A 26,515-nucleotide genomic window follows, 5' to 3' on the forward strand; every position below is an offset into this window, starting at 1 on the left:
TCGGGAAGCTTAAAAGGCAGTATCGGTAGTGATCATTTCTTTGATGGCTTTCGCCGCATAGGCGATATCCTGGTATTGGATAATTTCTCCGCTTTCCACATAAGTGAGCACGAGAAGATCCTTATCTTTGCCGGCTTTCACAGTCACATAAGGCTCTCCCGCTTTTGAAAAAGTTTGGGTGATATTGACCGTATTATAATAGCTGACCGTTTTCAATAATTCTTGAATCGCATCGTACGTCATTAAGAATTCCCCATTTCCTGATGGAAATTGACTAAATAAAGTCTGATAGAATCCATAAATTGAAGTGATGCTAACCATAACACATTTCCCTTTTTTTAGCAAATTTCTTAGAGGGAAGCAACCGCCTCAATCAGCCTGTCCACTTCCTCTTCTGTATTGTATGGAGCAAGGCCAGCACGAATCCAGCCGCCGCTTCCGTTGACATCCAATCGGTCGCCTAGTGTTGAGGCATAAAAATGTCCGGATGCTGTAAAGATGCTGTATTGCTCGGCTAATAATCTACAGACTTCCAACGGTTCAATGCCCTCCACCTGGAAAGCGATTGTCGGAGTTTTCGGTACATCTTCCGCCGCTTGCCATAGGCGGACTTTTTCTATTTTTGCCAGCCCTTGGCGCAATCGTCCCGCAAGGTAATTTTCGTAGTGCTCAAGTTTTTCCATTCCTGAAACGAGCCGTTCCCGTCTAGATTCCCCTTCACCAAACTGCTCAAAAAATTCGATAGCAGGCTTGATTCCAGCAATCCCTTCATGGTTTTGCGTACCAGTCTCCAATTTATCCGGATAATAGCTTGGGGACGTGGTCAATTTATACAGCTCAAGGCTTTCAAAAACGGATTCTTTAATGGCAGCGATGCCGATATGCGGTCCAAAAAATTTATAGGCTGAGCACAAAAGGATATCGATGCCGTAGCGGTCACGGTCGATGACGATATGCGGAGCTGCATGAACCGCATCCGCTGCAAACAGTGCGCCTACTTCTTTTGTCCGTTCCACAATCGGTGCAATATCGACAATGGTGCCAATCGCATTAGAGGCAAGGCCAACCGCTACGAGTTTCGTCTTTTCGTTGATGATTTCCGTTAACTTGCTTACATCAAGTTCCATCGTTTTCGTGTCGACAGGAATCCACTTTACTTTGAGCCCGTGGTCTTCCGCCATCATGAGCCAAGGATCGACATTTGCGCGGTGGTCCATTTCGGTTACGACAATCTCATCGCCAGCATTGAACTGTTTGCCAAGTGCAGCTGCAATCGCAAACGTCAACGTCGTCATATTGGCGCCAAACGCCACTTCATTTGCTTGTACATTTAAAAAATCGGCTACGGCACTTCTTGCTTCTGAAATCACCTCTTCTGTTTCCCAGCTGGAAGGAAATGTCCCGTGAAGATTGGCTCCCCCTTTTTCCATGTATCCCGCAATTGCCTGAATCGCTGTTTTTACTACTTGCGATCCGCCTGGGCCATCAAAGTATGCCACCTGCCGATCTTTATAAGTCCTGTTCAGCGCTGGAAATTGTCCGCGCACTTCTGTTATCGGAAAAGCCGTTTCAGTAATTTTCATGAATGCATCCCCTTTTTCATCAATGTCTCTTTCAATAAAACATACTTTTTCCCGAGAAGTCTAATGCCGGCCATTGAAAATTTGAAAATTCTTTAATTTCCCGCATCCGCTTCGTTCGAATGAATCATCAGATTCAGGATTAAAAAGCATTGCTCGGGGTAAACCTTAACTAACGTTAAAAATCATCATTTATTTTATTGGAGGGATTTGGGATGGCAAAAGAATTGGCAATGCACGAAAAATTGGAAGTCCATGAAGTATTAATCTTCAAAACAAGCTGTATCGCTAAAAGCAAAGTATTCAGCGGTCTTGTGGAAGACGATGAATTGCGGCAGCTACTGGAGGAAGACATTAAATTATCCACGAAAGCGGTTAAAGATTTACGCAAAGTATTAGCAGATGCAAGCAAATAATTCGCAGACGGATGAAGGAGGAATTTGGCTATGGCAAAAAAAGATGAAAAAAACAGCACAAAAAAAGATGTGAAAAAGACAGCTAAGAAAGAAGATAAAAAGAAAAATGTGAAGGCGGAACCAGAAGCTATGACGCAAACGCAGGAAAGTGAAGCGATCAATAAAGATGCCTTGGCACTCCCGGCTTCCATGCTTGACGACTTGGCTATCGCCACCGATTTTCTTGTCACAGCTAAAGCCGCTGTCCGGAATCTGGCTGTCGCGATTACTGAAACAGCCACGCCGGAAGTGAAAAAGCTTTTGCGGCGCGAGTTGGACAACGCCATCGATACGCATGATAAAATCGCCCAATACATGATTAAAAAAGAAATGTACCATGCCTACGATATTGAAGAACAAGTCAATCACGATCTGAAAAAAGCAGACATCGCCCTTGAATTAGCGAAGAAATAAGAAAAACCGGTCCAGTGTGGTGGCACACTGGACCGGTTTTTCTATTTTTATTGCTCTTTAAGAATTTGATCGATTTCATCCAAGATTTCCGCTTCCAGACGGATGTCCGAAGCGGCGATATTGGAAAGGACTTGTTCCGGCTTTTTGCCTCCTGGAATCACGGCATCCACCCCCGGCTGTTCAAGCAGCCACGCTAATGCAAGGTTCGATACATCCGTGCCTTTTTTCTCTGCCACTTCTTTCAGCTGTTCCACAATCCGGATGTTCTTTTCGAAATTCCCTTCCTGGAAAAGCGGTACGCTTTTGCGCCAATCGCCGTCTTCCAGCACAAAGTCTTCGGTATATGTACCGCCTAAAATGCCAAAAGCAAGCGGACCGTAAGCCACAACCGAAATCTTGTTTTCCACGCAATAAGGGAGAATTTCTTGTTCGATTTCGCGGTTGAGCATATGATAAGCCAACTGGACTGCTGAAATCTCTCCCGTTGAATTGGCTTCCTTCAATTGCTCCAAGGAAACATTCGATACTCCTATCGCTCTGATTTTGCCTTCTTTTTTCATTCGGGACAGTTCAGCGACGGCTTCACTGATCGGCGTTTTTCCGTCCGGCCAGTGGATATAGTAGAGATCCACATAATCGAGCTGGAGCCGCTCCAGACTTTCTTCCAAGGCACTGCGCAAATAAGCGGGTGAATTGTTTTTTGTTCCGCTTCGCCAGTCGCTGCCGCCTTTGGTCGCAATGACAAATTGGCTGCGGTCATATTCTTTCAACACTTCCCCTACCAATTCTTCAGAACGCCCCTTGCCGTAAATATCAGCTGTATCAATGAAAGTGATGCCATTGTCCAATGCAGCACGGACAAAATCCTTGCCTATCTCCTCATTCAAGTCGCTGTAAAGATTGTGTCCTCCTACCGCATTTGTCCCTAATCCAAGCGCAGAAATCTGTATATCTGTTTTTTGCAACGTTGAAAACTTCATCCAATCGCTCCTCTACGGTTCAGTTTATGTTTTTTCCAATTCCATCGTTCCACTGATGTCAACGCCTCTTAAGGCTTGTGCCGCTAACCGGTCGGCTTCGGCATTCGCTTTTCTGGGAATCAGTTCGTATTGTGCTTGAATGCCCAACTTTTCCAGGCTTCGGTCAATCCGGTCGGCCCAACGGGATAAATCATTTTCATAAACGGGCCATTCTCCGCTCATCTGATTTGTGACGACATTGGAATCGCCTCGGAAAACCACCGGCAGTTGATGGACATTCAATCGTTCAAGTTCCAGGACGCTCATATGGAGAGCCGCATATTCCGCTTCATTATTGGAAGAAAGCTCTGCCGCTTCGACATTCTGGCGGAGACGGTAAGCTTTGCCGCTTTGTTCATAATAGATCACACAGCCAAGCCCGGCTCGTCCCATATCCTTATCAAATCCGCCGTCAAAATAGACCGTAATATTGTGAGGTTCTGTTTCGATTCCTTTTAAATAGGCTTTTAATTCTTTTACCGTCCAGCTGGAGTCAAAACGGTCTATAAATTCCAGGCTTTTTGCCCGGCCGGTCTTTTGAATATCTTCTACAATTAAAAGCGCATGGGCAGCAGGAAGTTCTTCAGACTGAAAAAAAGCTTTCGTGCCTTTTGGCGATTGATAGCTCCATTCGACGCGGACCTTCATGGCGCAGGCCTCCTTTCCATTAACAAAAGCTTCTATTTTTCTATTGCCTATTCCTTTTCTTCTAAAACAAAACCGGGAAATCCAGCTTACACATTCGTTTCCAATGCAAAAGTAGAAAAACAAAGTGCTGCCGCCCCGATGACTCCTGCATGTTCACTCAACTCTGCAGGCACTACTTTCGTCCTTCTTCCGGCAGGATTCAGTGCATACGTTTGGATATAGCATTCCATATGCTGATACAAGAGATTCCCCATTTGGGAAACGCCGCCTCCAACAATGATTTTCTCCGGATCCAGCATATTCACTAAAGAAACACTGGCAGCTCCTAATGCCCAAAAAACATGGTCTATGTATCGATCCAATTCTTCATGGCCGTAGCCATATAACTCAAACACGGCTTTAGTCGTCAGCTTCTGCCCGATGATTTCCGAACCGTTTTTTGCAATCGCCCGGCCGGAAGCAATCAAATCCAAACAGCCAATTTGACCGCAAGAACAGAGGCCGTAACTGGGATCCATCACGGTATGGCCAATCTCTCCGGCATTGCCTCGGCTTCCGCTGAGCAATCGTCCATTGGCAACAATGCCAGCTCCGATCCCTGTACTTATCGTTAAATAAGTGAAATTCAAGCTGTCTTTTCCGGCACCAACCCATTTTTCTGCAAGAGCAGCAGCATTGGCATCGTTCTCGATCAAAACAGGAACAGCAAAAGCTGCTGCTAACATCTCTTTAACTGGGACATCAATCCAAGACGGCAAATTAGGAGGGCTATGGACCACTCCTGTCCGCGTATCAAGAGGTCCTGGCACGCCTACGCCAATGCCTAAAAGATCTGTTTCTTTCCCCGCTTGGCCCTGGATAGCTTTCTGAATAACTTGAATAATTTCGTCCATCACCTCATCAGGCGATTTCGACAAATCCATTGGAAATGCTGTTTTGCTAGTGATTTTTCCAGACTGTTCAACCACTGCCACCGCTATTTTCGTTCCGCCAATATCCACGCCAATTGCGTATTCCATTATCCGGCCTCCTTTGTAAACCCTTCACTCCCATATCGTAAGGGAAATTCCAGCGGATAACCAAATTAAAAGCCCTGCCCGCCAAAAAATGGCAGGCAGGGCTTGGCCAAATAAATCAGCCGAGTCTTTTCGTTTCGCTTGCTTTATAGAAAGGCGTTACAAAATAAAGCTCTTCATAACGGTCTTTCGAAATCTGATACAACTCTTTAAAGATGGATTCGTCTATTGTATAAAAGTGCATGGCATCCGGCATTTCCTTCAGTTTTCGAGGTGCTTGATCCCATTTCACTTCATCTATTTCCACCCATACACTTTTTGCTCTGTAAGCATTTCTCAACGTGAGCCGGGCAAATAAGGTAATGTATTTAATATTGTCTTCCACATGCGTATCTTTGACACGCATGAATTGAAATCTTACCGTTTCTGCACTTATTGGTTGATGGCAAGTCATATTCCCACAGCTCCTTTTCCGCTCTAAAACTGAGATTGTCTATTTTCCAAGACATTTATCGAAGCAAGGGTTCCCCCTTAATGAGTAGAATAAAATTTTTTATATTTTCGCTTGCCGAGCGTTTTCTTGCGGCAATTGGTCTTCTGTAATGCCGAGGAATGCATATGCTTCCTTATTTCCCGCCTCAAAATTTTCGTTGAAGATCCGTCTTGAAATTGAGACTATCCCACTTCTGTTCGCCATGCGTTCGAGTTGGTTCTGCATGAATTTGGAATTGCATAATACCGCAACTCGCTTCAGGTGAGGAATCAGCCAAATTTGAAACTCCTCCCAAGCATCATAAGCATCTGGATTGAAAACGAACGCCTGCCCTTCTTTTACCATCAGCCGGTTATCGATCAGCATCTTAATCTCGCCTTTTTCCATTAACAAAATTTGGCTTTTCACATATTTCGAAATATGCGCGACATCACTCTCAGTTAGAGGGCCAGTAATTTTCAGCCAGAGAAGTTGTGCTTCCAGATTGACCAGACAAACGAATCTGGACTCCAGCGGCTTTTTCAACTCTTTCTTCACCGATGCCAGCCGAGCAGCAAAGCGCTCATCTTCAAAAAGATAATACAAATCAATGCCCATCGCATTCGCCAATTTTTCAATATTGACCAATGATAAATTCTTTTCCCCTCGTTCGATTGCCCCCACATACGATCGATCCAAGTCCGCACGAGTGGCTAATGCTTCTTGCGTCATTCCGGAATTGATGCGAAGCTCTTTAATTCGTTTGCCAAAATCTTTCAGTACGTCCACATTAGCTCCCCTGCCCTAAGTTACTTATGTATTTATTATATATTTGATATCTTTTAATTTCTATAAAAAAATCATATTTTTATGCCATTTTGATATTTTTTACTTTAAATTCACTTTGTATCTCTTTAACGAGTTAAAAATGCAGGAGATTTTGATTAAACGGGATGTGCGTTTGGTCCCTCCTCCCTCAGGTTACTCAGATTCTTATCATGATTATAGGGAGTTATTCTTTTGATATGCTACGGCTTATAATACCCATTTTAAAATAAGTTATCTTTTTAGAAAATTTTTCATGAAAACCAAAAAACCGGAAACAAAAGTTTCCGGTTTTTCTTTTTCATCTATTCATTTTTTCGAATGACAGCCTTCTTCGGGCTATTCAGCGGACTTGAAGCCGGCGGTTTTGTTTTAACGCTACCGCCTCCCCTCGATGCCATATAGTCAACTCATCCCCTTCGAGCAATTCATAGGAAACAGCGTCTTTTTCAATATGGATATTGATCAGCCGCCCTAAGTATTGAAAATGGAAATGGAACGACTGCCATTGTTCGGGAAGCATCGGGTTCAAATAGAGCCCGGTTTCTTTTACACGGAGCCCGGCAAATCCGTAAACAATGGCCAACCAAGTTCCTCCCATATTCGCCATGTGCAATCCGTCTTTTGTATTGCCATGGGTATTATCCAAATCCAACCGGGCAGTTTCGCGGAAGTAGTCGTACGCTCTTTTCTGATAGCCGAGTTTTGAGGCCATGATGCTGAAAACACTATAAGAAAGAGAAGAATCATGCGTGGTGATTTCTTCATAATAATCGTACGAATTCTTAAGTGTTTCTTCGTCGACGTCGTCTTCCAATAAGAAATGGGCAAGTACCGTATCTGCCTGTTTGCACACTTGATAGCGGTAAAGCGTCAAAGGATGATAGTGGAGCAGCAACGGAAACTTATCGGCCGGCGTCTTCTCCAGATCCCATCTCGATTTCTGCAAAAAGCTATCGTCCTGCGCATGGATTTTCAGTTCTTCATGATACGGAAGGTACATTTTGCCCCCTGCTTCCTTCCATTTTTCGGCTTCCTCCTCCGTTAGCTCGAGCTTTTCCGCCACTTCTTCCAAACGCGAAGGCGCTTTTTCTTCCAAAAGCCGATAGACTTTTTCAGCCCATAAGAGATTATGCTGTGCCATCTTATTAGTGTAATAGTTATTGTTGACGACGCATGTGTATTCATCCGGCCCTGTCACACTATCGATTTTAAATTGATTGTTGTGGAAATGTCCGGTATCCACCCATAATCGGGCTGTTTCAAATAACATTTCAGCCATATAGTCCTGCAAAAATTCTTCATCTTTCGTTACGAGATAATATTGAATATAACTGTAAGCAATATCTGCACTTATATGATATTGAGCCGTACCGGCTGGGAAAAATGCCGAACTTTCAGGGCCGTTGATCGTTCGCCAAGGAAACAGCGCGCCTTTTTCATGGCCCATGACTTTCGCCCGCGCCCGTGCACTGTCTAAAATCGAATAGCGGTGCAGCAGCAAGTTTTTTGCAATTTCCGGATTGGTCATTAAAAAGACCGGGAACATAAAGATTTCCGTATCCCAAAAATAATGCCCTTCATAGCCTTCTCCTGAAAGCCCTTTTGCCGCGATATTGCTGTATGGATCTTTCCCGACCGACTGGAGGAGCTGATACAGGTTAAAGCGGATGCCTTCTTGGAGCTTTTCATCTCCTTCAATGACCACATCTGAATTTTTCCAGAAACGGGCCATGTACATTCCTTGCTCCGCCACCAGGTCATCGAATGCTTGAAGCTTCACTTTTTCGTGCAAAGGCAGGGCAACTTCAACCAACTCATCCCCGTGCCGCAGTGAGTCCGTATAAATATTGTATTTCGTAAATCGAATAGGTTCTCCAGAAGAAGCGCAAACGTACACTTCTTCAATTCTCGATTTCCCGACCGTTTTGCTGTAATGAGGATCAACAGCTTCAATATGCGAAGAACTGATGCATGCCACTTCCAGTTCCGTAACATATGTTAAATCCTTAATTAGATTATACGCATCTTCACTCCGCACCTCGATGACATCGAGCCGCTTTGCATGTCCCGATGCAACTCTCGGATCATTAAGATCAACGAAATTCGTTACTTCCCCTTCCAAACTGGAGACGATTTTCACTTCCTGAATGCCTTGGATCGCTTCGATGGTCACTTCTTGAGCAAATAATTCACGGGTAATAAAAGAAACAATCCGTTTAAAATGAAGCTTCGCTTCTCTCCCTTTTGGTGATTTCCAATGGACAATCCGTTCAGCGAACCCTTGATCCATGTGCAGATTCCGCTCAAAATGAAACAATTCCCCTTCAAAAACAGAGAATTTTTCATCATCAAAATAAATCTCAATGCCTTGCGAGTCAATGACATTCAAGATTTTTTGCTGCATGACCGGATAGCCATATAACTTTTCACCATACGTAATTTCCGTTTCATCATGAAATGCATTGATGTAAGTTCCGCGAATTGAGCTGAAGGTTTCGGGATATCCTTCCTCGAAATTCCCCCTCACCCCCAAATAGCCATTTCCTAGAGACAAGATGCTTTCGTCCAGCAGAAGATTATGATTATCTACTTCATTTTTTGTCAGTTTCCATACCATCGTGTTTCACTCCTCAATTGCTTCCATCTGCAGCAGTTCATTAAAAAAGCAGTGAATAAATTAATTCGCTGCCTTTTTTTGATTGTATTGGTTAATGATTTCCTCAAACTTCAATTCATTTGTGGCAGCGACTAAATAGTCAGCATTCGGAAGATGCGCTTTATCTCCTACCGCCACTGAAAACATATTGGCGCTATTGATCGCTTCGAGTCCTGCTGCCGAGTCTTCAATACCGATGCATTCGCTGTAAGGCACGTTTAAGGCATCTGCTGCAGCCGTAAACGTTTCAGGATCCGGCTTTCCTTTTTTCACTGTTGAAGCATCCACAATATAATCGAATTCAGCTGTCAAGCCGAGCAGATCCAGAACATGTTTGGCGTTTTTGCTCGCCGATCCAAGGGCGATTCGAATGCCATGCTGTTTGTTGGCATGCAGCAGCTCTTCGATGCCAGGCAAAATGTCTTTTGGCCCCATCCGCTCAATCATCTCTAAATAATATTCATTTTTTTTTAGCGCCAGTTGTTCTTTTTCATCAACAGATAGATTTGAAGCGGAAGGGTCAAGCGAAAGAATTAATTGGAGCGATTCCATTCGGCCAATCCCTTTCAGCCGTTCATTGAATGTCCGGTCGATATGAATGCCCAATTCCTCTGCCATCTTTTGCCAAGCGAGAAAATGATATTCTGCCGTATCTGTAATGATACCGTCCAGATCATAGATAAACGCTTTTGGATAAAATGTCATGCCATCTGTCCTCTCTATCTATAATTCGCTAGAAACTTGTAAATCATTTCAGCTTTCTTACGCTTTGCCGTTCAATTAATTGATGCTCCACATAGAGATGCTGCTGTCCCTGCTTGCCTTCCTTCAATTCCTGCAGCAATTTCGCTGACTTCCTGCCAATTTCAACAAAGTCTTGCTGAATGGTAGTCAGTGCCGGCTGTGTATAGCTGCTGAACACTAAATCATCAAAACCTGTCACTGAAATATCTTCCGGCACTGAAAATCCGGCTTCGGCAATGGCTTTCATCACGCCAAATGCCATCAAATCGCTGAAGCAGAGAAAAGCAGTAGGCTTATGGAATTTCAAACGTTTTTTTGCCGCAGCAAAAGCTAGCTGTTCAGAAAAATCCGCATAGACGATGTGGTTTTCTTCCAGCTCTAAACCAGCTTCCCGATAAGCCTGCTGTACCCCTTTCAGCCTTTCGCTGTTGACGTAGGTTTCGCGAGTTCCCGCGACGACGACGATATCCCGATGGCCATTTTTTAACAAAAAGCCTGCTATATCCCTGCCGGCTCGAGCGTTATCAATCGATACACTTCCAATCAACCCATTTTCGGTTTCGGTCATGATATCTAAAACAACACAGGGGACATTGGTATCGATCAGCTCTTTATAATAGGGATCGTCTGTCCGTATCCCTTGCAAAATGGCTCCTCCAATATTCCGTTCCCGGCAATACTGAAGATAGCTTTGCTGTTTCTGGCTAAGCGAGTCAATCAAGTAAATCGATAATTCATAAGGGCTTTCAGAAACAGCTTTATATACACCTTTGAAAATATCAAAGGCATTATTGTCTTTTTCATTATTATTCAATACACCTGAAGAAATAAGGCCGAAAGTGAGCTGTTTTTTCGATGATAAATTCTTCGCTACAATATTAGGCGAATAATCCAGATCTTTCGCTATTTCCAATATGCGCTGCCGAGTTTCTTCGCTGACGTCCGAGTAATTATTAAAAGTTTTGGAGACTACGCTGATCGAGACGCCCGCTTTTTTTGCCACATCTTTGATGGTCGCCAATGATATTCTCACATCCCACCGTTTTAAATTATCGTCTTCCCGATAGGGTTCCCCCTATTGCAGAAGATTCCCCGTTTTATCGAGCTGCGCTTTTGTTTGGACTTTAAGGCTAAACCGGTAAAAAGCGAGAAATGAGAGATAAGCGCTTAAGCTGCAGATAAAAAATGGAAACAAGAACAGCAATTCTGTCATGCCCACATAAAAGAGCGACAGGTTGCAAATTAAAATAAAGCCGCTCATCAAAGGATTCCCGACTGTTAGGAAAAAAGCGTTTTTCAGCCTGCCCCGGATGCTCATCCGATAATGTGAAGTCAATGAAAAGAAATTGATTGTGTATACAAACAACCCGATTCCAATCACAATAAACACGATTTCCAAAAGCGCATTTTGTGCTTGAAAGAAATAATAATCAATCAGCCACACTGCCCAGAAACTTTGCAGAATCACCCCGGCTAAAAGATTTTTTCGATAGCCTTTTTTAAAATAAGAGAAGTAGGATTTAATCAGCGATTGCTGGTGCGCCTGCATAATCCAGCCGCGCACCATCGAGAAAACAGCGATGGTACTTGGTACTGAAAGCAGTGGAATGAAAATGAGCACCGGCATCAAATACCAGACAAAGCCTGCCTCAAAGCCGTTCAAATACAAGCTCGATACGATCAGCAGCACAGGCAGATTGAGCAGAAACCATAAAATATTCACCACTGAAAACCGCATGATCCATTCAGCTGCTGCATATAAAATTCCAGTGAACCCTGTGAAATCACGCATGCTTTGCCCTCCTTTTCAGCGTATTATTTTACGGCCCCTTCGCCAATCCCTTTGATGATGTGTTTTTGTGCCAAGGCATAGAAAATGATGACCGGAATGATCGTCAAGGTCAGCCCTGCCATGGCTAAATTCCATTGAATCGTGAATTCGCCGAAGAAATAGAACGTCGATAAAGGAATCGTCCGCAGACCTTTGTCGATCAAAGTCAGGGACGGCAAGAGGAAGTCATTCCAGATGCTGATGACATTTAAAATCATGACCGTCGCCGTAATCGGTTTTAACATCGGGAAAATGATGCGCCAAAACACACCGAATTTCGAAGCCCCGTCAATTGTCGCAGCTTCCTCCAGTGTAATGGGGATGGATTTGATGAAGCCATGATAAAGAAATACCGATAAGGCTGAGTGGAAACCGATGTTCATATAGATCAGCCCTTCATGGGTGTTGTACATCGGAATGCCTAAATCCTGTGTGATGGTGCTGATAAATTGCATCAGCGGCATCATTAATGTCTGGAATGGAATGAGCATCGTTGCAATAAAAGTCATGAAGATAAACGTGCTTAATTTATTATTCGTCCGCACAAGCATCCAAGCCGTCATTGAAGACAAAACAACGATAAAGATGACCGAAACAATGGTGACGTAAAGCGAATTCAACAGCGCGCTTACAAAATTCATCTTTTCCATTGCTTCTATATAGTATTGAAAACTGAAACTCTCAGGCAAAGACAAGGCATTTTCGTACAGCTCCTGCCGGTCTTTAAACGAGTTGACGAAGATGATGTAAATCGGAGAAAGGAAAAAGAGCGCCAATAAGATCAACAAAATCGATTTAATCCACCCGGAAGCTTTTTTCATTACATCTCCACCTCACGTTTCTTCGTCAAATAAACTTGGGTTAACGTAATCGCTGCTACAATCACAAAGAAAACAATGGCTTTTGCTTGCCCGAAGCCATAATTGCCGCTGCCGAAAATTTCATTGTAAATATTCATTGCGAACAATTCAGTCGCATTTGCCGGCCCGCCGCCAGTCAGTGAAAGGTTGACATCGTAGATTTTAAAAGCGGATGACAGTGTCAAGAACAGGCTGATAGTAAGTGCAGGCATCAAGAGCGGCAATGTGATTCTCATAAACCGCTGCCAAGGCGTGGCCCCGTCGATTTTGGCCGCTTCCACAACGTCATTCGGAATGGCCTGGATTCCCGCAATATAAACGATCATGACATAGCCGGCCATTTGCCACGTAAATACAAACACAAGCGCATAGAGCGCGAACTCGGGATCGATCAACCAGTTGAAGAAAACATCCGTCAATCCGGTCAATTCCCCTAAAAACTCAAAAACGTCCAGGAATACAAATTGCCAGATGTACCCGAGGATCAATCCGCCGATCAAGTAAGGCATAAATAATAAGGTTCTCGCCGCATTCGCAGTTCGAATCTTCGATGTGACAAGCAGCGCAAACGCAAGGCCAACCACATTGATGGTGATGACCGATAAAACGGTAAAAAGAGTAGTCAGCCAAGCTGACCGCAAGAATTGGTCATCGTCAAACAATTTGCCAAAGTTGTCCAGTCCGACAAACTCCATCGGATTGGCTGAAATTCCATCCCACTCAAAGAAGGCATAATAGATGCCGATCAGAAAAGGTATGATGACTACGGTCGTAAAAATAAATAGCAACGGCACGACGAACAAGACGAACCATTTTCTTTTGTTTTTATTTGCCACGTCTTTCCCTTCTTTCTACTCACTGAAATGTAAAGAGGAAAAATCGGATACGATTTTATAAGGAATAGTGGACACGCCGAAGAGGCGTGTCCAGCTATTCAACACTTATTTACTGTGCGCCTTGCCATGCGGCATCCAGAGCTTCAATGAATTCTTCGCCGGACATATCATCCGTAAAGAACTGTTGAGCAACCGGCGTCAAGTCATTCGGTACGATGTTTGCAGGGTAAGCACCTTGCGACCAAGGAATTGTTTCCCCGCTGTTGCTTGCTTCCAAGACTGCTTGCGATAGTGGATCAAGATCTCCTGCTTCAATGTTCGTCATCGCTGGGACAAAGCCAAATTCTTCAACAATGTAGCGCTGGCCCGTCTCGCTCGTAAACATCCAGTTCAAGAAATCGTTGGCAGCCTGAATTTCAGCTTCATCTTTTTCACCGTTGACAGCCCAGTTGCTGCCGACTCCGACTGCCAATTTGTCGTTGCCATCAAGCGGGAACGGCAGCATGCCGACTTCAAAGTCCATATCAAATTCGGACAGCATTCCCCATGCCCAGTTTCCTTGGTGGATCATCGCTGATTTGCCTGAAGCGAAGTCTCCGATTTGCTGGTCATACGTAACGCTTAGAGGCGTTGGCGTATTTTCTTTAATTGTTTCCATAAATTTGCCGAACTCCTGGAATTCCGGTGTTTCGGCCATTGTTACTTCCCCAGCATTCAATTGCTCAATGAATGCATATGGATCTTCCTGCAAAGAGAATGGATAGTTGCTCATGTGGCCAATTAGGAAGTAAGCGTCTTGCGCCAAACCGAGACCTGTAATATCTTCTCCTTTGAATTTCTCAAGTGTGCTGGCAAATGACTCATAATCTTTTACATCTTCCGGTTTCACTAAATCTTTGTTGTAAATTAACCCAAATCCTTCGACTCCATATGGAATGCCCACGACTTTGTCATTGACTTTCAACTCCATATCCGGTGCAATATCCGCTACAAAGTCTTCTGAACTTAAATCGTAAAGATAAGATTCCAACCGTTCAGCTTCCGTAATGTTTTGGATACTGAAAATAGAAGGTCCTTGATTGCTGTTCATCCGGATTTGAAGCTGTTGGAAATAATCGTCTCCAGTTGTTCCTAATACCTCTACCTCTACGCCGGTTTCATCCGTGTATTCCTGGGCCAAGGCTTCCAGCTGATCCGAAATTTCAACTTTACTTTGGAAAATCGTGATTTTTTTCCCTGACGAATCGCCGCCTGAATCTCCCGAGCTTCCGCCTTCATCGTCCCCTCCTCCGCTACATGCTGCCAACAGCAGCATTACTAGACCTAAAAAAAGTGTACGCAAAACTTTCTTCTGGTTTGTCAATGCAAACTCCCCCTTCTAAAAGTATGGATTGCTATAGTAAATAAAATGATGGATCATTTTATAACTACCGATGTAAGTTAGCTCCCAGTGGAACTTGGATGCTATTTTCGCATTCGAACATTTGTCCGAATGATTCAAAAGCGACTTTCCCCATCCCTTCTACGGTGACGATAAAATGATCTTTGCGGATGGCCAGATGCAGCTTATGACCTTGCCACTGTATGTTGAATTCCATAGAGCGCCAATTGGCCGGAAGCCTTGGATGGATGGTCAGCCTGCCTTGCTTCATGCGAATTCCTGCAAAGCCAAACACGGCTGTTTTCCAGAGGCCGCCGATTGCAGCAGCATGGACGCCATCGTCGGAGGTATCCATTTGTTCGCCAAGATCGATTTCAATGCTTTTTTGGAACAAGGAATATGCAAGTTCCTGATAGCCTAAATCGCTGGCTAAAATGGCATGGGTTGCCGTGCTGAGAGAGGAATCATGCAGCGTCCTTGGCTCATAAAAATCAAAATTCGCTTGCTTAACCTCTTTAGGGAATTTCCGGACGCCATCGATCGACAGCTGCTCCAGCAAATACAGCAAAACGAGTACATCTGCTTGTTTGGTTACTTGCAGCTTATTGATTTGCTCTGAATTGTAATCGCGGTAAATAGCCCTTACTTTCGCCTGATTTTTGTACTTTGATAAATCGATTTGTTTGAGTCCGAGATACGCATCATCCTGCGGAATAATGAAATCTTCTTCACGCGGCTCCGGCAAATAGACGTTTGCCGCTTTTTCGCGCCATTCAGGAATCAGGCTTTCCAAATCCATTTTTTTCGAAAGCTTTTTGAATACTTCCGGATTGATTTCCTTTAACTCTCTACAGTAGTAAATCGCCATTTTCAGATTGGCATGCGCCATGTAGTTGGTGAACGCATTATTATCGACATGTTCCTTGTATTCATCCGGCCCAATTACATCATTTATTTCGTAGCGCTCTTTTTGGCTGTTCCATTCCAGGCGGCTAGTCCAGAAGGCAGCGGTGTCGAAAATCATTTCATAGCCGTATGCATCCATAAATTCCTGGTCTCCGGTCGCTTGTTCGTATTGGTAAACTGCAAAAGCGATATCGGCAGATATATGATGTTCAATCAAACCGGACCAGATTTTCGATTGCTTGCCGGTAACGATATCGATATCTCCCCATTCCGGAGTCGTTTCCCCGTCTTTCGGCCACGCCATTTCCCAAGGGTACATCGCTCCTTTATAGCCTTGGGCAGCTGCTTTTTTGTGGGCGCCTTCCAGTCCAAGGAATCGGTAGATTAAAAGCGATTTGGCGACTTTCGGGTTGGAAAAAATGAAAAACGGCAAGATGAAAATTTCAGTGTCCCAAAAAGCATGCCCCTTGTATCCTTCTCCACTCAGCGCTTTGGCTCCAATCCCCATCCGTTCATCATGTGCCGGGGCCATAATAGTCAGGTGATAGATCGCAAAGCGGATAGCTAATTCATCAATGCCTTTTTCACTTTCCACGTTAAAGCTATATAAATCCCAGACTTTTTCTTGCCAAGCCTGCCGATGCATCTCAAACAGTTTTTCATATCCAGTTAAAGCAAACCGTTTCAATTCTTCCAGTGCAGCTTGCTGCATTTTTGTTAGTTCATAGCCGCCGACTGCATTTTCTTTATCGCGGCTTGTATGTACGGTCACCAGTTTTTCAATTGTTAAGACGTCCTGCTCCTGCAAATCGACACTATAATTTAGCCAGACTTTTCTGCGTTCCATGTCCATTTCCGGCTCAAAATCGATTTCTTTTCCGTTCCGGCTTACCTGGTGAACCATTTGATGGACTATATCAATCCCCGATTCATTAGTTGTTTGGGTCAGCTGAAGAAAACGGTGATCGAAGATACGGCGTTCTCCTTCCAGAAAGTGCTGGGATCCTGAATTCGTCATTTGAGCGTTGATGCCCGAATCGAAAGCGAATTGGACCTTTCCGGATAAACTTTTCACTTCCACTTTGAATCCAAGGAGGTGGAGATGCTCCAAAGACACAAAGCGCCTAAATTTAAAGGATAAAATTTTGCCTTTTGGCGAAGTCCAGATGAAGGAGCGGCTCAACTCCGCCGTCTTTAAATTCAATTGCCTGAGGTAATCGTTCGTCTCCCCAACCTCCAAGCTAAATCGTTCGCCGTCCACCCGGATGTCCATCTGGATAGAATCCGCAAGATTTGGCAATTCGGTCACTTCATTTTTTTGAGAACGGTTAAAAGTTCCATTTATAAAAAAATTTCTTTTTTCCTGGAAATACGATTCTTCTGTTGAAGAACGAAGGCCCATATAGCCGTTGCCTAAACAAAGGATCGCTTCGCACTTCCCTAATCCGGCTGCAGAAAACGCAGTTTCAGAAATCAGCCAATTTTCCAGTTCACCTTCTCCTTTTGCATAATCCAGCATCATGAAACCCCCTTTTGATGTAAGCGGTATCATTTTACGAAAACGTTTTTGCTAAATAAAAAAATATATACGTTTTATTCCGAGACCCTACAGGACTGTTCGATAAAACGCGTTGTTACTTGACCGGTTTATTGCTTTCTACCCGCATTATAAATCTTAAAAACTAAATAGTCAATCAATTTTAAAGGGAAAGGACGCAAATTTACCCATTCACTAGCCCGCTAGCCTCACTTTCTCTTTCCCAAAACTGCTCAGCTATTGAATGCGTTTCTGCTCGACGGCTGCCCCAATAGCAACGCCGATCGCAATGCCCATGCCAATTCCAACAGCCAAATTCCCGAACAGTTGTCCAAGAGCTGCCCCGATTGCCACTCCTATCGCGATGCCCACCCCGATGAACGGCTTTTTCCCTTCCTTGTCATTTCTATCAGCCATTTTGACCACTCCTCTTCTCACAATCAAGAATTTTCATTGGCCAGATTCGATGATCTTGCTACTCTCCCTTATAATAAGCCATCTCCTGATTAAATCCAAATGAATTGGTGGAATATTAGCGCAAAAAAAGTTGCCTCCATTATTCTGGACAACTTCTTTCCGTTGCTCTACTAATTTGCAATGAAGATTTGAGTGTGGTACATCTGATAAGCTCCGCCTGTATATTTAGTCAAAATACCTATCCATTCTTTTTCATAACATGCTAATATAATTATTCAAGAATAGTTAGGTTATACAAAGTACCAGGTTTTTTCGATTTTCGTATTTACTGTATATTATTTTTTAACTTTTTAGGTTTAAAGTCTTATAACTCGAGGTATAGCTACATGTTATATATCAAAATCAAAGGAGAAATTTAAATGGCAGATGCGTTGCAAAATTCAGTTGAACTAAAAGAATTTTTCCAGAATTATCGAACCAAATTCCAAAATAAGCTTCTTTCCGAAGCAGTTAATGTGAAAGATAAAATAGATGAAATACTAACTGTAGGAAATATCGATTTAATCACGAATGCACACAAATTAGTTGGCTATATCATCGATGGACAGGAAGAGGAACTGCGCATTTTTGCAAAGCAAGAAGGCATCGCCTGGGCAACTCACTCTATCGACCTTTCCTTTAAACTAGAATGGATTCAGGCGATCCGCAGAACCCTTTGGACGTTTATCGAGAAATTCAGCGAAGAAATGAAGAAAGAACTTGCTCCGGATTTCTTCCAGTTGGAACAGGCCGTCAATACGGGATTAGATTCATTTTTGAATACATTTTTCATCAATTATTCTACATACAAAGATTCGCTGCTTCTTGCCCATCGGCAATTAGTTGAAAATCTCTCAGTACCGATCATCCCGATCAACTCTTCCGTTTGCATCTTGCCGCTTATCGGCACGATTGATTTTTTCCGCACCAATATTTTAGAAGAGAAAGTGCTTACCGAAATCGGACGTTCCCGCATCCAGACATTAATCATTGATATGTCGGGAATTGCCGATATGGAAATTGAGGTGATCCATCATTTGATGAAAATTATTGACGGGACCGCTATGATGGGCTGCAAATCTGTGATAACAGGCCTTCGGGCTGAAGTAGTCCGGAAAATGATTAATCTCGATTTGAAGTTCGATCAAAAAACAAAAACACTCGGAACGCTTCAGCAAGCATTGAAGGAATATTTGGTTTCATAAATCCAGTCAGTTTTTTGTTGCCGCAGTTAAATGAATTGTGTACTTCTTCAACATGCGCCCCCTAGGCAAAGGGAACGCATGTTTTTTAGTAAATTTATAAAGACAAAATTTTATAGGACTTTCTATTATTTTTATTTTTTTGAATTTTATGAGTATTTGCACTTGACCATCAACTGTTAGACCATATAAACTATAAAAAAATTAATAAATAGTATATTTTACTTACTTAATGTCTCTTAAAAGTTATGTCCGTCCACGGGATCTTCATCGAATTCAACTACAAAGGAGTTCAAGAATATGCCTCAAAAACAAGTAAATGTCCAAGAAGCTGTCAACTATTACTTTTTAAAATCCAAAGATTTTAATCATGAAGATGACCCTCCTACTATTACTCTTTTTTGCCGCTTATCCCGTGAAACGACCTACACTGAAATCTTGCATACTTATAGCAAAACAGATACATTCTGGGTCGATATCGATGAAATGAAGTATGACGAAGCTCCGGAAAAAGTGAAAGAACTGCCGAATCAAATATCTCGGTTTGCCATTTCTGAAGCTGTTTTCAAGGAATTGTACAAAATTTCCCTCAGCAGACCTAAAGAACTATATTATATTACTCCTTATTTTATACAGAAATTATAAGCGCTCTCATTCCATGCAATGGATTGTACGGGAAAGTCCACGCTCACTTGTTTATAATAAAAGCATGAATAAAACAAGGAGTGGAGATGGAATGGAACAAGTAATTCGGCAGTTAAACCGCGAAGATTATCCTTACTTAAAAGCGATGGAAACCGGAATTGAAGATGACTATGTCGTTCGGATTTTTGAGCGGCTCGTGACTGGGCAAAACCGCCTTTATGGCTTATTTCTTGAAGGCCGCCTTGCCAGCGTTTGCGGCTACACCCTTTTCGGAAATAGCCATGCCATGATAGGACGGATCCGCAGCGATGTCCGTTCCCGCGGAAAAAACTTGGCGACCCAGTTAACCCATTATGTACTCAACGAAGCAAAAAACGACCCTGCCGTCCGCTGGGTCGGAGCAAACACCCAGGAGAATAATCTTCCGGCACGCCGTGTTCTTGAAAAACTCGGTTTGAATGTTTACTCAACAGACTATGGCGCCACTGCCCAAGACCTTTCCACTCTAGAAAATGGCAGTCCGCCCTGGTTGAAAATAAAAGATTTATCCCAAAAAAAAGCCTGGATGGAGCGCCTTTATCTCAAAACCGGCGCGGTGTTTCCATATGAATGCTACTATCCTTTCCCAGCCATGCCGGATCTGTTCACAGATGAAAATTTGATCGAATGGGGATTTTATGAAAATGAAGATGCTACACGCCTCCTCATAACGAAAAAAGATTTTAAGAAGTACAATTTCCTGCAGGCTATTTACCCATGGGACGATCTCTTGGAACAGCCCGGTTTATGGGAAACCATTTCAGCGGATTACCGGAAAATGGCGGATAACGCTGAAGAAGCATGCTTTGTCTGGATGGATCTGACAAAACAAGCGGCAGCTTCCCTCCCAGAAAACCATCCTTTTACGCTTCCTTCTCCATGGATACTTTACGGAACACCTGCAAAAAAAGAGTCTCTCCTATAAAAACTGGAGAGACTCTTTTTCAATGGTTACCACTTTTTGTGTTTCTGCCGCTTCAGCAATAGCTCCATTTACTTTCATGCGCATTTTTACTTTTCCCTCTTCGATGCTCTTGAAACAGCACCTGCTGAAACCCCTGCTTGTTTTGCTGCTCGCTGAAAATTCGCTATAGGCGTTCCTACCTCCCTTTCCATCCCTATCCATGGAATCGATTGGGTTTCTACCTTGAAATTTTTGAATCTGTTAATAATCCTTTTATTTCTTCAACTTCCTTGATTTTCTATAGGATTATCACTATATTTTGAATGTAACGGATTACATTTCTGTATTTTCTAATTTTTTAAAAGGAGGTTTTAAGAATGGAATTAGGAGTTTTCACAGTATTATTTGCGGATAAAAACTTTGAGGAAATGCTCAGCTATATCGCTTCAAAAGGCATCAAGGCAATCGAATTGGGAACAGGCGGATACCCTGGGGATGTACATTGCAAAGCGGATGAACTGCTCGGAGATGAAAGCAAGCTCCAAGATTTTAAACAGGCAATCGCTGAGCATGGTTTAATGATCAGTGCATTAAGCTGCCACTCCAACCCACTTCATCCTCAAAAACCGATTGCTGCCGAGGCAGATGAGACAATCACAAAAACATTGAAGCTCGCTTCCAAATTGGGCGTTCCGGTCGTCAATACATTCTCAGGCTGCCCAGGAGACCATGAAGGCGCACTTTATCCGAACTGGCCTGTAGCCGCTTGGCCGCATGATTTCCAAGAGGTTTTAAAATGGCAGTGGGAAGAAAAACTGATTCCTTATTGGAAAGAAAAAAATGATCTGGCCGAATCGCTCCGGGTAAAAATCGGCTTGGAGCTCCATGGCGGATTTTCAGTCCATACCCCTGCTACATTGCTTCGCTTAAGGGAAGCTTGCGGCTCAGCAATCGGTGCAAACTTGGATCCAAGCCATTTATGGTGGCAAGGAATCGATCCTGTTGAGGCCATCAAAATTTTAGGGAAAGAAAATGCCATTCATCACTTCCATGCGAAAGACACTATGATCGACCAGCCGAATACGAATCGGAACGGTGTGACAGATATGACCGATTATGCCAATATGCAAGACCGCTCCTGGTATTTCAGAACCGTGGGATTTGGCCATGATCAAAAAACGTGGGCAGATATCATCAGTGCACTGCGTTTATACGGCTACGACTATGTCGTCAGCATTGAACACGAAGACGGCCTGATGTCTATCGATGAAGGGTTCACAAAAGCGGTTGAGAATTTAAAGCCGGTGTTGGTCAAAGAGTCCGTCGGGCAAATGTGGTGGGCCTAAACTGCCAAAAACAAATAGCCTGTAGAGAAGGAATGAGTCTTTCTCTACAGGCTATTTAAAGTGATCTGAAGCTTCTTTTACCTCATAACGCTGCCTCCGGAAATCTTGAGCGATTCGCCGACTATATTCGGCGCGGCATCTGTTAACAGAAAGACGATGACATTCGCGACTTCCTGCGGCGTCGAAAGCTGTCCGGAAGGAATGCTTTTTTTCGCTTCTTCCATTCCTTCTTCAAAAGAAATCCCTTTCTTCTCCGCTTTCTTCCGGATGCTGTTCCAAGCCATTTCGGTATCGACATACCCCGGACATACGGCATTGACGCGGATATTGTGCTCAATCGCTTCTACCGCCATGGATTGCGTCCATCCGACGACCGCAAATTTACTGGCGGCGTAAGCGGAATTGCCGTGGGTTCCCCGCAAGCCGGATAGGGAAGCAAGATTAACGATATCTCCTTCTTTTCGTTCAAGCATGCGCTGATACACCAATTGCGTTAGGAACAAGGTCGAGTTGAAATTCAAATTCATCACTTGCTCCAGGGTTTCCTCATCGAGCGCTTCTACTATATTGCCGCCCCCGACTCCCGCGGAATTTACCAGCCCATTAATAAACCCGAGCTTTTCTTCTGCTGCGGCCACCAATTCTTCACGGCTTTTCGGATCTGCCAGATCGGCAGGCATCAAAAAAAGATTTTCTTCTGCTGTCAGCTGCAGCAGCTCTTCCTTCAGCTTATCCAGCTTTTCTTCATTTCTTCCCGTTGCCGTAATTTTTGCTCCCATCGCTGCAGCGGTTTTTGCCGTTTCATATCCAATGCCGCCTGTTGCTCCAGTGATGAGAATATGTTTGTGCGCTAAAGCTTCCTTAGAAAAAATATTCATATTGCTGCCTCCTTCAATTTGCTGTTGCTCCTCTCTTTCCTTTTTTGGCCATGCTCAAACGCTGCCGTTCAGCCAGACAGGTTTGAAACTCTTTTATATAGGTAAAGAAAGATTAAGATTGATAAAGGTGGGATGAACATGAATATACGCATGTCTTGTATGGGAAGCCTCCTCGTTTCGATTATCCTATCCATCATTTTGACGGTGTTGATCAACTTAATTTTCCTATAAAAAATAGCTTCTAGAGGGTCCCGGCCCGAAGAAGCTATTTTTCCGCTTAGTATGATTCATTTTCCAGCATTTCAACCGCTTTTTCCAACTCCTCTTTTTCTTCTCCTGAAATTTCGGGGAATTGCGGGTCGATTTCCTCCAGAAGTTCAATCATGACTTCCGTGATGATATATCTTGAAAATTCTTCGTTATCCGCTGGCAGAATGTACCACGGGGCAAATTCGGTCGATGTCTTCGTGATCAAATCTTCGAATATCTCCTGATAGCCATCCCAATGCTGCCGCTCTTTCACGTCATTGAACGAAAATTCCCAGTTTTTCTCCGGGTCTTTCATGCGCTTTAATAATCTATTCTTTTGTTCATCTTTGGAAACATTGAAATAGAATTTGACAACCGGGAAGCCATTCTCTGTCAAATAGCGTTCAAATTCTGTTATTTGGCGATAGCGTACATCCCAAATCTGTTCATCAATCAATTCATCCGGCAACGGTGTTTCTTTTAGTAAATCGTGCACTCGCGGCGCGATGACCTCTTCGTAATACGAACGGTTGAAAATGCCGATTTGGCCTCTTTCCGGAAGCCCTTTTTGAAATCTGCGCAAATAATCCATTTTCAATTCCGCTTCACTCGGTTTTTTAAATGATGTTGTTTTGAGTCCTTGAGCGGTCAAATTCGAAAAAAGATAGGTGATGGCTTCGTCTTTTCCAGCAGCATCCATTGCTTGTAGCACCACCACAATCCCTTTTTCTTCTTCCGCCAAAAGCTTCGTGTGCAATTCTTTTAGCCGCTCGATCCGTTCCGCCATTTTTTCATTTATCGCTGCATTGTTATACGTTCTATCTTTCTCAGTGGTTGAGTAATTTTCCAGTTTTACTTGTTCCTCTTTCTTTACTAAATATTTACTTGTATCCATACTGGCCCTCCCTCTTTGTATGTGCAAAGTTTTGTGCGACCGTTCCTCCTACAGTACCCAGCAGCTATCTCCAGCAAACGAGGCGTACTGCCTAATTTGTGTCCAATGCTTGTCTGGCACAGCTTACCTACTTTCGCTATACTTATTTTATAGAATCGCACCCGATGCAAGGAGCTGTAGTATGAAAGAAACCCACGTGGACAACCCGTTTAAAAAACCATTCAGCACGCTTCAAGAGTTAGCGGACAGCGTAAAAGAGATTTTGGATTGCCCCGCGACAATTGAAGACGCCAATCATCGTTTGCTGGCTTATAGTTCTCATGAAGACAGCACGGATTCTGCCAGAATCGGCACCATCATGAGCCAGCGTGTCCCGGAAAAAGTCATTAACCGCTTATGGAAGGAACGGATCATCCCGAAGCTGATGAATACAGATGCTGCTTTGCGGATTCCTGAAATTGCTGAAATTGGACTTCGTGACCGAGTCGCAATTGCGATCCGAAGAAACACAGAAGTGCTTGGCTACATATGGGTACTCGATAAAAACGAGCGGTTATCCGATAGCGAATTAGTGCTTTTAAAAGATGCAGCAGCTGCCGCTTTGCCGCTTCTGTTAAAGCTTCATCGCCAGCGAAAAGAAAAAGAAGAAAACTACCAGGATTTTTTCTGGCAATTGCTGACCGGCCAATTCAAATCAAGCGAGGATATCCAAAAAAAATTCTCCCAACTGCATTTGAAGATGCCGGCTCGATACGCCGTTCTTGTCTTTCAATTCGAAGAAGAAATCAGCCGCAAAATCGAAGAAAACATTTCGTATTTGATTACGACAAGCCAAAAGATCACGAACCATTTTATGGTGGTGATGCGCAATGAATTGATTTTAATCGCTTCGCCCCACCCCACGCAGCCGGACGAAAAAGCCTTCAACGATTTCATCTCTTTTTTCATCTCGGAGATGCATAACCGTTTCACGGTCGACGGCATCCAGGGCAGTTCAGGAACAGTCTATAAAGATTTTGAGAAAGCGGAGACAAGCTACCAGGAAGCTCTTCGCGTTCTTCAGCTCAAGGACCACTTTCCTGACGATTTGGCAGAAGCCACCCATTATCATCAACTCGGCGTGTTCAAATATTTTGATGCCATTATCGAAGAAAAAAGATCCAGCCATTATGAACACCCTGCGATTGCGGCGCTCGAAGAATACGATCAGCACAACAAAACAAATTTGCTGGCTTCCCTGGAAATTTTCATTCAGCAGGACAGCAACGTCCATGAAGCCGCAAAAAAAATGTTCATCCATACAAATACAATGAGCTATCGCCTAAAAAGAATCACGGAAATCAGCCAGTTGAACCTCAAGAACATCCATGAAAAAATGGCTGTTTACCTGGATTTGAAAATTCGGCAATGGGAAAAGCAGAAACGTTTGTGAATTTTCACAAATTAGAGCTTTTTGGTTTTTCATTTCGCACAAAGTAAAAGTCTTTTCTACAACCTATAATGGATTCTACACGCATACCATTATTTCAAGGGGGAACTAGAAATGATTATTGGAATTCCAAAGGAAATTAAAAACAACGAAAACCGTGTAGCGATTACACCTGCAGGAGTCGACGCTTTCCTCAGAGACGGCCATACGGTGCTGGTTGAAACGCAAGCAGGGATGGGCAGTTCGTTTACGGATCAAGATTATATCGATGCCGGCGCGAACATTGTGGCTACAGCGGAAGAGGCCTGGGCAGCCGAAATGGTCATGAAAGTGAAAGAACCGATCGCTTCTGAATTCCATTATTTCCGTGAAGGATTGATCTTGTTCACTTATCTTCACTTGGCAGCTGAGCCGGAATTGGCGAAGGAATTGGCAGAGAAGCAAGTGATTGCGATTGCCTACGAAACCGTTTCAGTCAACCGGACTCTTCCATTATTGACACCGATGAGCGAAGTGGCGGGACGCATGGCTGCTCAAGTCGGCGCTCAATTCCTTGAGAAAATCTACGGCGGACAAGGCATCCTCTTATCTGGAGTTCCAGGTGTGCAGCGCGGAAAAGTAACTATCGTCGGCGGTGGCGTGGCTGGTACAAACGCAGCGAAAATGGCTGTCGGCCTCGGGGCGCAAGTGACGGTGCTTGACTTGAATCCGGAACGCCTTCGCCAATTGGATGACATCTTCGGAAACGATGTGACTACGTTGATTTCGAATCCGTTTAATATTGCCGAATCTGTACGCGAAGCTGATTTGGTCATCGGCGCTGTCTTGATTCCAGGTGCAAAAGCGCCTAAATTGGTGACAGAAGAAATGGTCAAATCGATGAAGGCTGGCGCTGTCGTAGTGGATATCGCCATTGACCAAGGCGGAATTTTTGAAACTTCCGACCGCATTACGACACATGATGACCCGACTTACGTGAAACACGGAGTGGTGCATTACGCGGTAGCGAACATGCCGGGTGCTGTTCCAAGAACATCGACAATCGCGTTGACAAACGTGACCATGACGTACGCTTTGCAGATTGCCAATAAAGGCGTTAAAAATGCCATCCTTTCAAATCCTGCTTTGAAACTTGGCCTTAACACAGCAAATGGCAGCATCACGTACGAAGCAGTTGCAAAAGATTTGGGCTACGAATACACACCAGCAGAAGAAGCGCTCGAGAAAACCGCTGCGTTGAACTAAGAAAAAACCCTTGCTTTATCCTGGAATATTGGATAAAGCAAGGG

26 protein-coding genes are annotated in these 26,515 nt (G+C 43.7%); 8 read left to right on the plus strand and 18 right to left on the minus strand.

All coding sequences use genetic code 11. The annotated features are described in order from the left end of the window. Window positions 1-9: 9 nt before the first annotated feature. Window positions 10-243 carry a hypothetical protein gene (locus tag BN1080_RS12720; RefSeq protein WP_199876621.1) on the minus strand — a complete coding sequence of 78 codons (234 nt, stop codon included), beginning with the start codon at window positions 241-243 and terminating at the stop codon, window positions 10-12. 107 nt (window positions 244-350) lie between these two features. Further along, complete coding sequence (locus tag BN1080_RS12725; RefSeq protein ID WP_052652505.1) at window positions 351-1,583, minus strand: cysteine desulfurase-like protein; 1,233 nt, start codon at window positions 1,581-1,583, stop codon at window positions 351-353. Between the two features lie 212 nt (window positions 1,584-1,795). Here BN1080_RS12725 and BN1080_RS12730 point away from each other — a divergent pair, with 212 nt between their 5' ends. Together BN1080_RS12730 and BN1080_RS12735 are read left to right on the plus strand one after the other, a co-directional pair. Then, on the plus strand, window positions 1,796-1,996 hold the full coding sequence (locus tag BN1080_RS12730) for a hypothetical protein (RefSeq protein WP_052652507.1): 201 nt from the start codon (window positions 1,796-1,798) through the stop codon (window positions 1,994-1,996). A 189-nt stretch (window positions 1,997-2,185) separates the two neighbouring features. Beyond that, window positions 2,186-2,449 (plus strand): spore coat protein, encoded by a 264-nt coding sequence (locus tag BN1080_RS12735; RefSeq protein WP_407674805.1) that lies wholly within the window; start codon window positions 2,186-2,188, stop codon window positions 2,447-2,449. Window positions 2,450-2,496: 47 nt separating this feature from the next. Here the strand turns inward: BN1080_RS12735 and BN1080_RS12740 are convergent, their stop codons facing one another. The 14 genes from BN1080_RS12740 to BN1080_RS12805 form a co-directional block, all read right to left on the minus strand. Beyond that, the gene (locus BN1080_RS12740; protein ID WP_052652509.1) at window positions 2,497-3,429 is read right to left on the minus strand and encodes an aldo/keto reductase; all 933 of its coding nucleotides are present in this window, start codon (window positions 3,427-3,429) and stop codon (window positions 2,497-2,499) included. Window positions 3,430-3,453: 24 nt separating this feature from the next. Next, window positions 3,454-4,116 carry a reverse transcriptase-like protein gene (locus BN1080_RS12745; RefSeq protein WP_052652511.1) on the minus strand — a complete coding sequence of 221 codons (663 nt, stop codon included), beginning with the start codon at window positions 4,114-4,116 and terminating at the stop codon, window positions 3,454-3,456. A gap of 86 nt (window positions 4,117-4,202) precedes the next feature. Next, on the minus strand, window positions 4,203-5,135 hold the full coding sequence (locus BN1080_RS12750; RefSeq protein ID WP_052652512.1) for an ROK family protein: 933 nt from the start codon (window positions 5,133-5,135) through the stop codon (window positions 4,203-4,205). 115 nt (window positions 5,136-5,250) lie between these two features. Next, on the minus strand, window positions 5,251-5,586 hold the full coding sequence (locus tag BN1080_RS12755; protein WP_052652514.1) for a hypothetical protein: 336 nt from the start codon (window positions 5,584-5,586) through the stop codon (window positions 5,251-5,253). Window positions 5,587-5,685: 99 nt separating this feature from the next. Further along, window positions 5,686-6,393: a helix-turn-helix domain-containing protein gene (locus BN1080_RS17060; protein ID WP_110925639.1), complete on the minus strand. Its 708-nt coding sequence runs from the start codon at window positions 6,391-6,393 to the stop codon at window positions 5,686-5,688. Between the two features lie 379 nt (window positions 6,394-6,772). Further along, window positions 6,773-9,049 (minus strand): glycoside hydrolase family 65 protein, encoded by a 2,277-nt coding sequence (locus BN1080_RS12765; protein WP_052652516.1) that lies wholly within the window; start codon window positions 9,047-9,049, stop codon window positions 6,773-6,775. A gap of 60 nt (window positions 9,050-9,109) precedes the next feature. Next, a complete protein-coding gene (gene pgmB / locus BN1080_RS12770; protein ID WP_052652518.1) occupies window positions 9,110-9,793 on the minus strand; it encodes a beta-phosphoglucomutase in 684 nt (227 codons plus the stop codon). A 43-nt stretch (window positions 9,794-9,836) separates the two neighbouring features. Continuing rightward, on the minus strand, window positions 9,837-10,853 hold the full coding sequence (locus BN1080_RS12775) for a LacI family DNA-binding transcriptional regulator (protein WP_052652520.1): 1,017 nt from the start codon (window positions 10,851-10,853) through the stop codon (window positions 9,837-9,839). A gap of 54 nt (window positions 10,854-10,907) precedes the next feature. After that, complete coding sequence (locus BN1080_RS12780; RefSeq protein ID WP_052652522.1) at window positions 10,908-11,624, minus strand: YesL family protein; 717 nt, start codon at window positions 11,622-11,624, stop codon at window positions 10,908-10,910. A gap of 23 nt (window positions 11,625-11,647) precedes the next feature. Next, window positions 11,648-12,484, minus strand: coding sequence for a carbohydrate ABC transporter permease (locus tag BN1080_RS12785; protein ID WP_052652524.1), 837 nt, complete (start codon window positions 12,482-12,484; stop codon window positions 11,648-11,650). Then, window positions 12,484-13,359 carry a carbohydrate ABC transporter permease gene (locus BN1080_RS12790; protein ID WP_052652525.1) on the minus strand — a complete coding sequence of 292 codons (876 nt, stop codon included), beginning with the start codon at window positions 13,357-13,359 and terminating at the stop codon, window positions 12,484-12,486. The genes BN1080_RS12785 and BN1080_RS12790 overlap by 1 nt, the downstream gene beginning before the upstream one ends. 109 nt (window positions 13,360-13,468) lie before the next feature. Next, window positions 13,469-14,722, minus strand: a complete 1,254-nt coding sequence (locus BN1080_RS12795) for a sugar ABC transporter substrate-binding protein (RefSeq protein WP_234398965.1) — start codon at window positions 14,720-14,722, stop codon at window positions 13,469-13,471. Between the two features lie 64 nt (window positions 14,723-14,786). Next, window positions 14,787-17,165, minus strand: coding sequence for a glycoside hydrolase family 65 protein (locus BN1080_RS12800; RefSeq protein ID WP_052652527.1), 2,379 nt, complete (start codon window positions 17,163-17,165; stop codon window positions 14,787-14,789). Between the two features lie 255 nt (window positions 17,166-17,420). Next, window positions 17,421-17,600 (minus strand): glycine zipper domain-containing protein, encoded by a 180-nt coding sequence (locus BN1080_RS12805; protein ID WP_052652529.1) that lies wholly within the window; start codon window positions 17,598-17,600, stop codon window positions 17,421-17,423. A 419-nt stretch (window positions 17,601-18,019) separates the two neighbouring features. Here BN1080_RS12805 and BN1080_RS12810 point away from each other — a divergent pair, with 419 nt between their 5' ends. From BN1080_RS12810 to BN1080_RS12825, 4 genes are all read left to right on the plus strand, one after another. Further along, on the plus strand, window positions 18,020-18,844 hold the full coding sequence (locus tag BN1080_RS12810) for an STAS domain-containing protein (RefSeq protein WP_052652531.1): 825 nt from the start codon (window positions 18,020-18,022) through the stop codon (window positions 18,842-18,844). 297 nt (window positions 18,845-19,141) lie between these two features. Beyond that, on the plus strand, window positions 19,142-19,486 hold the full coding sequence (locus tag BN1080_RS12815) for a hypothetical protein (RefSeq protein ID WP_052652532.1): 345 nt from the start codon (window positions 19,142-19,144) through the stop codon (window positions 19,484-19,486). Window positions 19,487-19,577: 91 nt separating this feature from the next. Further along, window positions 19,578-20,450: a GNAT family N-acetyltransferase gene (locus BN1080_RS12820; protein WP_052652534.1), complete on the plus strand. Its 873-nt coding sequence runs from the start codon at window positions 19,578-19,580 to the stop codon at window positions 20,448-20,450. Window positions 20,451-20,806: 356 nt separating this feature from the next. Then, a complete protein-coding gene (locus BN1080_RS12825; RefSeq protein ID WP_052652536.1) occupies window positions 20,807-21,775 on the plus strand; it encodes a sugar phosphate isomerase/epimerase family protein in 969 nt (322 codons plus the stop codon). Window positions 21,776-21,852: 77 nt separating this feature from the next. Here the strand turns inward: BN1080_RS12825 and BN1080_RS12830 are convergent, their stop codons facing one another. Both BN1080_RS12830 and BN1080_RS12835 read right to left on the minus strand, forming a co-directional pair. Next, complete coding sequence (locus BN1080_RS12830) at window positions 21,853-22,653, minus strand: SDR family NAD(P)-dependent oxidoreductase (protein ID WP_052652538.1); 801 nt, start codon at window positions 22,651-22,653, stop codon at window positions 21,853-21,855. Between the two features lie 277 nt (window positions 22,654-22,930). Then, complete coding sequence (locus BN1080_RS12835) at window positions 22,931-23,797, minus strand: PPK2 family polyphosphate kinase (RefSeq protein WP_052652540.1); 867 nt, start codon at window positions 23,795-23,797, stop codon at window positions 22,931-22,933. Between the two features lie 181 nt (window positions 23,798-23,978). Between BN1080_RS12835 and BN1080_RS12840 the strand changes: the two genes are divergently transcribed. Then, on the plus strand, window positions 23,979-25,229 hold the full coding sequence (locus tag BN1080_RS12840; RefSeq protein ID WP_052652542.1) for a PucR family transcriptional regulator: 1,251 nt from the start codon (window positions 23,979-23,981) through the stop codon (window positions 25,227-25,229). Window positions 25,230-25,340: 111 nt separating this feature from the next. Then, the gene (ald, locus tag BN1080_RS12845) at window positions 25,341-26,471 is read left to right on the plus strand and encodes an alanine dehydrogenase (protein WP_052652544.1); all 1,131 of its coding nucleotides are present in this window, start codon (window positions 25,341-25,343) and stop codon (window positions 26,469-26,471) included. Window positions 26,472-26,515: the final 44 nt, after the last annotated feature.

Source organism: Planococcus massiliensis (assembly GCF_000821325.1).
Classification (GTDB): domain Bacteria; phylum Bacillota; class Bacilli; order Bacillales_A; family Planococcaceae; genus Planococcus; species Planococcus ruber.

Coding starts and splice junctions, on each gene's coding strand:
- BN1080_RS12720 (WP_199876621.1), bottom strand. CDS start 243: ATGACGTACGATGCGATTCAAGAATTATTGAAAACGGTCAGCTATTAT.
- BN1080_RS12725 (WP_052652505.1), bottom strand. CDS start 1,583: ATGAAAATTACTGAAACGGCTTTTCCGATAACAGAAGTGCGCGGACAA.
- BN1080_RS12730 (WP_052652507.1), top strand. CDS start 1,796: ATGGCAAAAGAATTGGCAATGCACGAAAAATTGGAAGTCCATGAAGTA.
- BN1080_RS12735 (WP_407674805.1), top strand. CDS start 2,186: ATGCTTGACGACTTGGCTATCGCCACCGATTTTCTTGTCACAGCTAAA.
- BN1080_RS12740 (WP_052652509.1), bottom strand. CDS start 3,429: ATGAAGTTTTCAACGTTGCAAAAAACAGATATACAGATTTCTGCGCTT.
- BN1080_RS12745 (WP_052652511.1), bottom strand. CDS start 4,116: ATGAAGGTCCGCGTCGAATGGAGCTATCAATCGCCAAAAGGCACGAAA.
- BN1080_RS12750 (WP_052652512.1), bottom strand. CDS start 5,135: ATGGAATACGCAATTGGCGTGGATATTGGCGGAACGAAAATAGCGGTG.
- BN1080_RS12755 (WP_052652514.1), bottom strand. CDS start 5,586: ATGACTTGCCATCAACCAATAAGTGCAGAAACGGTAAGATTTCAATTC.
- BN1080_RS12765 (WP_052652516.1), bottom strand. CDS start 9,049: ATGGTATGGAAACTGACAAAAAATGAAGTAGATAATCATAATCTTCTG.
- pgmB (WP_052652518.1), bottom strand. CDS start 9,793: ATGACATTTTATCCAAAAGCGTTTATCTATGATCTGGACGGTATCATT.
- BN1080_RS12780 (WP_052652522.1), bottom strand. CDS start 11,624: ATGCGTGATTTCACAGGGTTCACTGGAATTTTATATGCAGCAGCTGAA.
- BN1080_RS12785 (WP_052652524.1), bottom strand. CDS start 12,484: ATGAAAAAAGCTTCCGGGTGGATTAAATCGATTTTGTTGATCTTATTG.
- BN1080_RS12800 (WP_052652527.1), bottom strand. CDS start 17,165: ATGCTGGATTATGCAAAAGGAGAAGGTGAACTGGAAAATTGGCTGATT.
- BN1080_RS12805 (WP_052652529.1), bottom strand. CDS start 17,600: ATGGCTGATAGAAATGACAAGGAAGGGAAAAAGCCGTTCATCGGGGTG.
- BN1080_RS12810 (WP_052652531.1), top strand. CDS start 18,020: ATGGCAGATGCGTTGCAAAATTCAGTTGAACTAAAAGAATTTTTCCAG.
- BN1080_RS12815 (WP_052652532.1), top strand. CDS start 19,142: ATGCCTCAAAAACAAGTAAATGTCCAAGAAGCTGTCAACTATTACTTT.
- BN1080_RS12820 (WP_052652534.1), top strand. CDS start 19,578: ATGGAACAAGTAATTCGGCAGTTAAACCGCGAAGATTATCCTTACTTA.
- BN1080_RS12825 (WP_052652536.1), top strand. CDS start 20,807: ATGGAATTAGGAGTTTTCACAGTATTATTTGCGGATAAAAACTTTGAG.
- BN1080_RS12830 (WP_052652538.1), bottom strand. CDS start 22,653: ATGAATATTTTTTCTAAGGAAGCTTTAGCGCACAAACATATTCTCATC.
- BN1080_RS12835 (WP_052652540.1), bottom strand. CDS start 23,797: ATGGATACAAGTAAATATTTAGTAAAGAAAGAGGAACAAGTAAAACTG.
- BN1080_RS12840 (WP_052652542.1), top strand. CDS start 23,979: ATGAAAGAAACCCACGTGGACAACCCGTTTAAAAAACCATTCAGCACG.
- ald (WP_052652544.1), top strand. CDS start 25,341: ATGATTATTGGAATTCCAAAGGAAATTAAAAACAACGAAAACCGTGTA.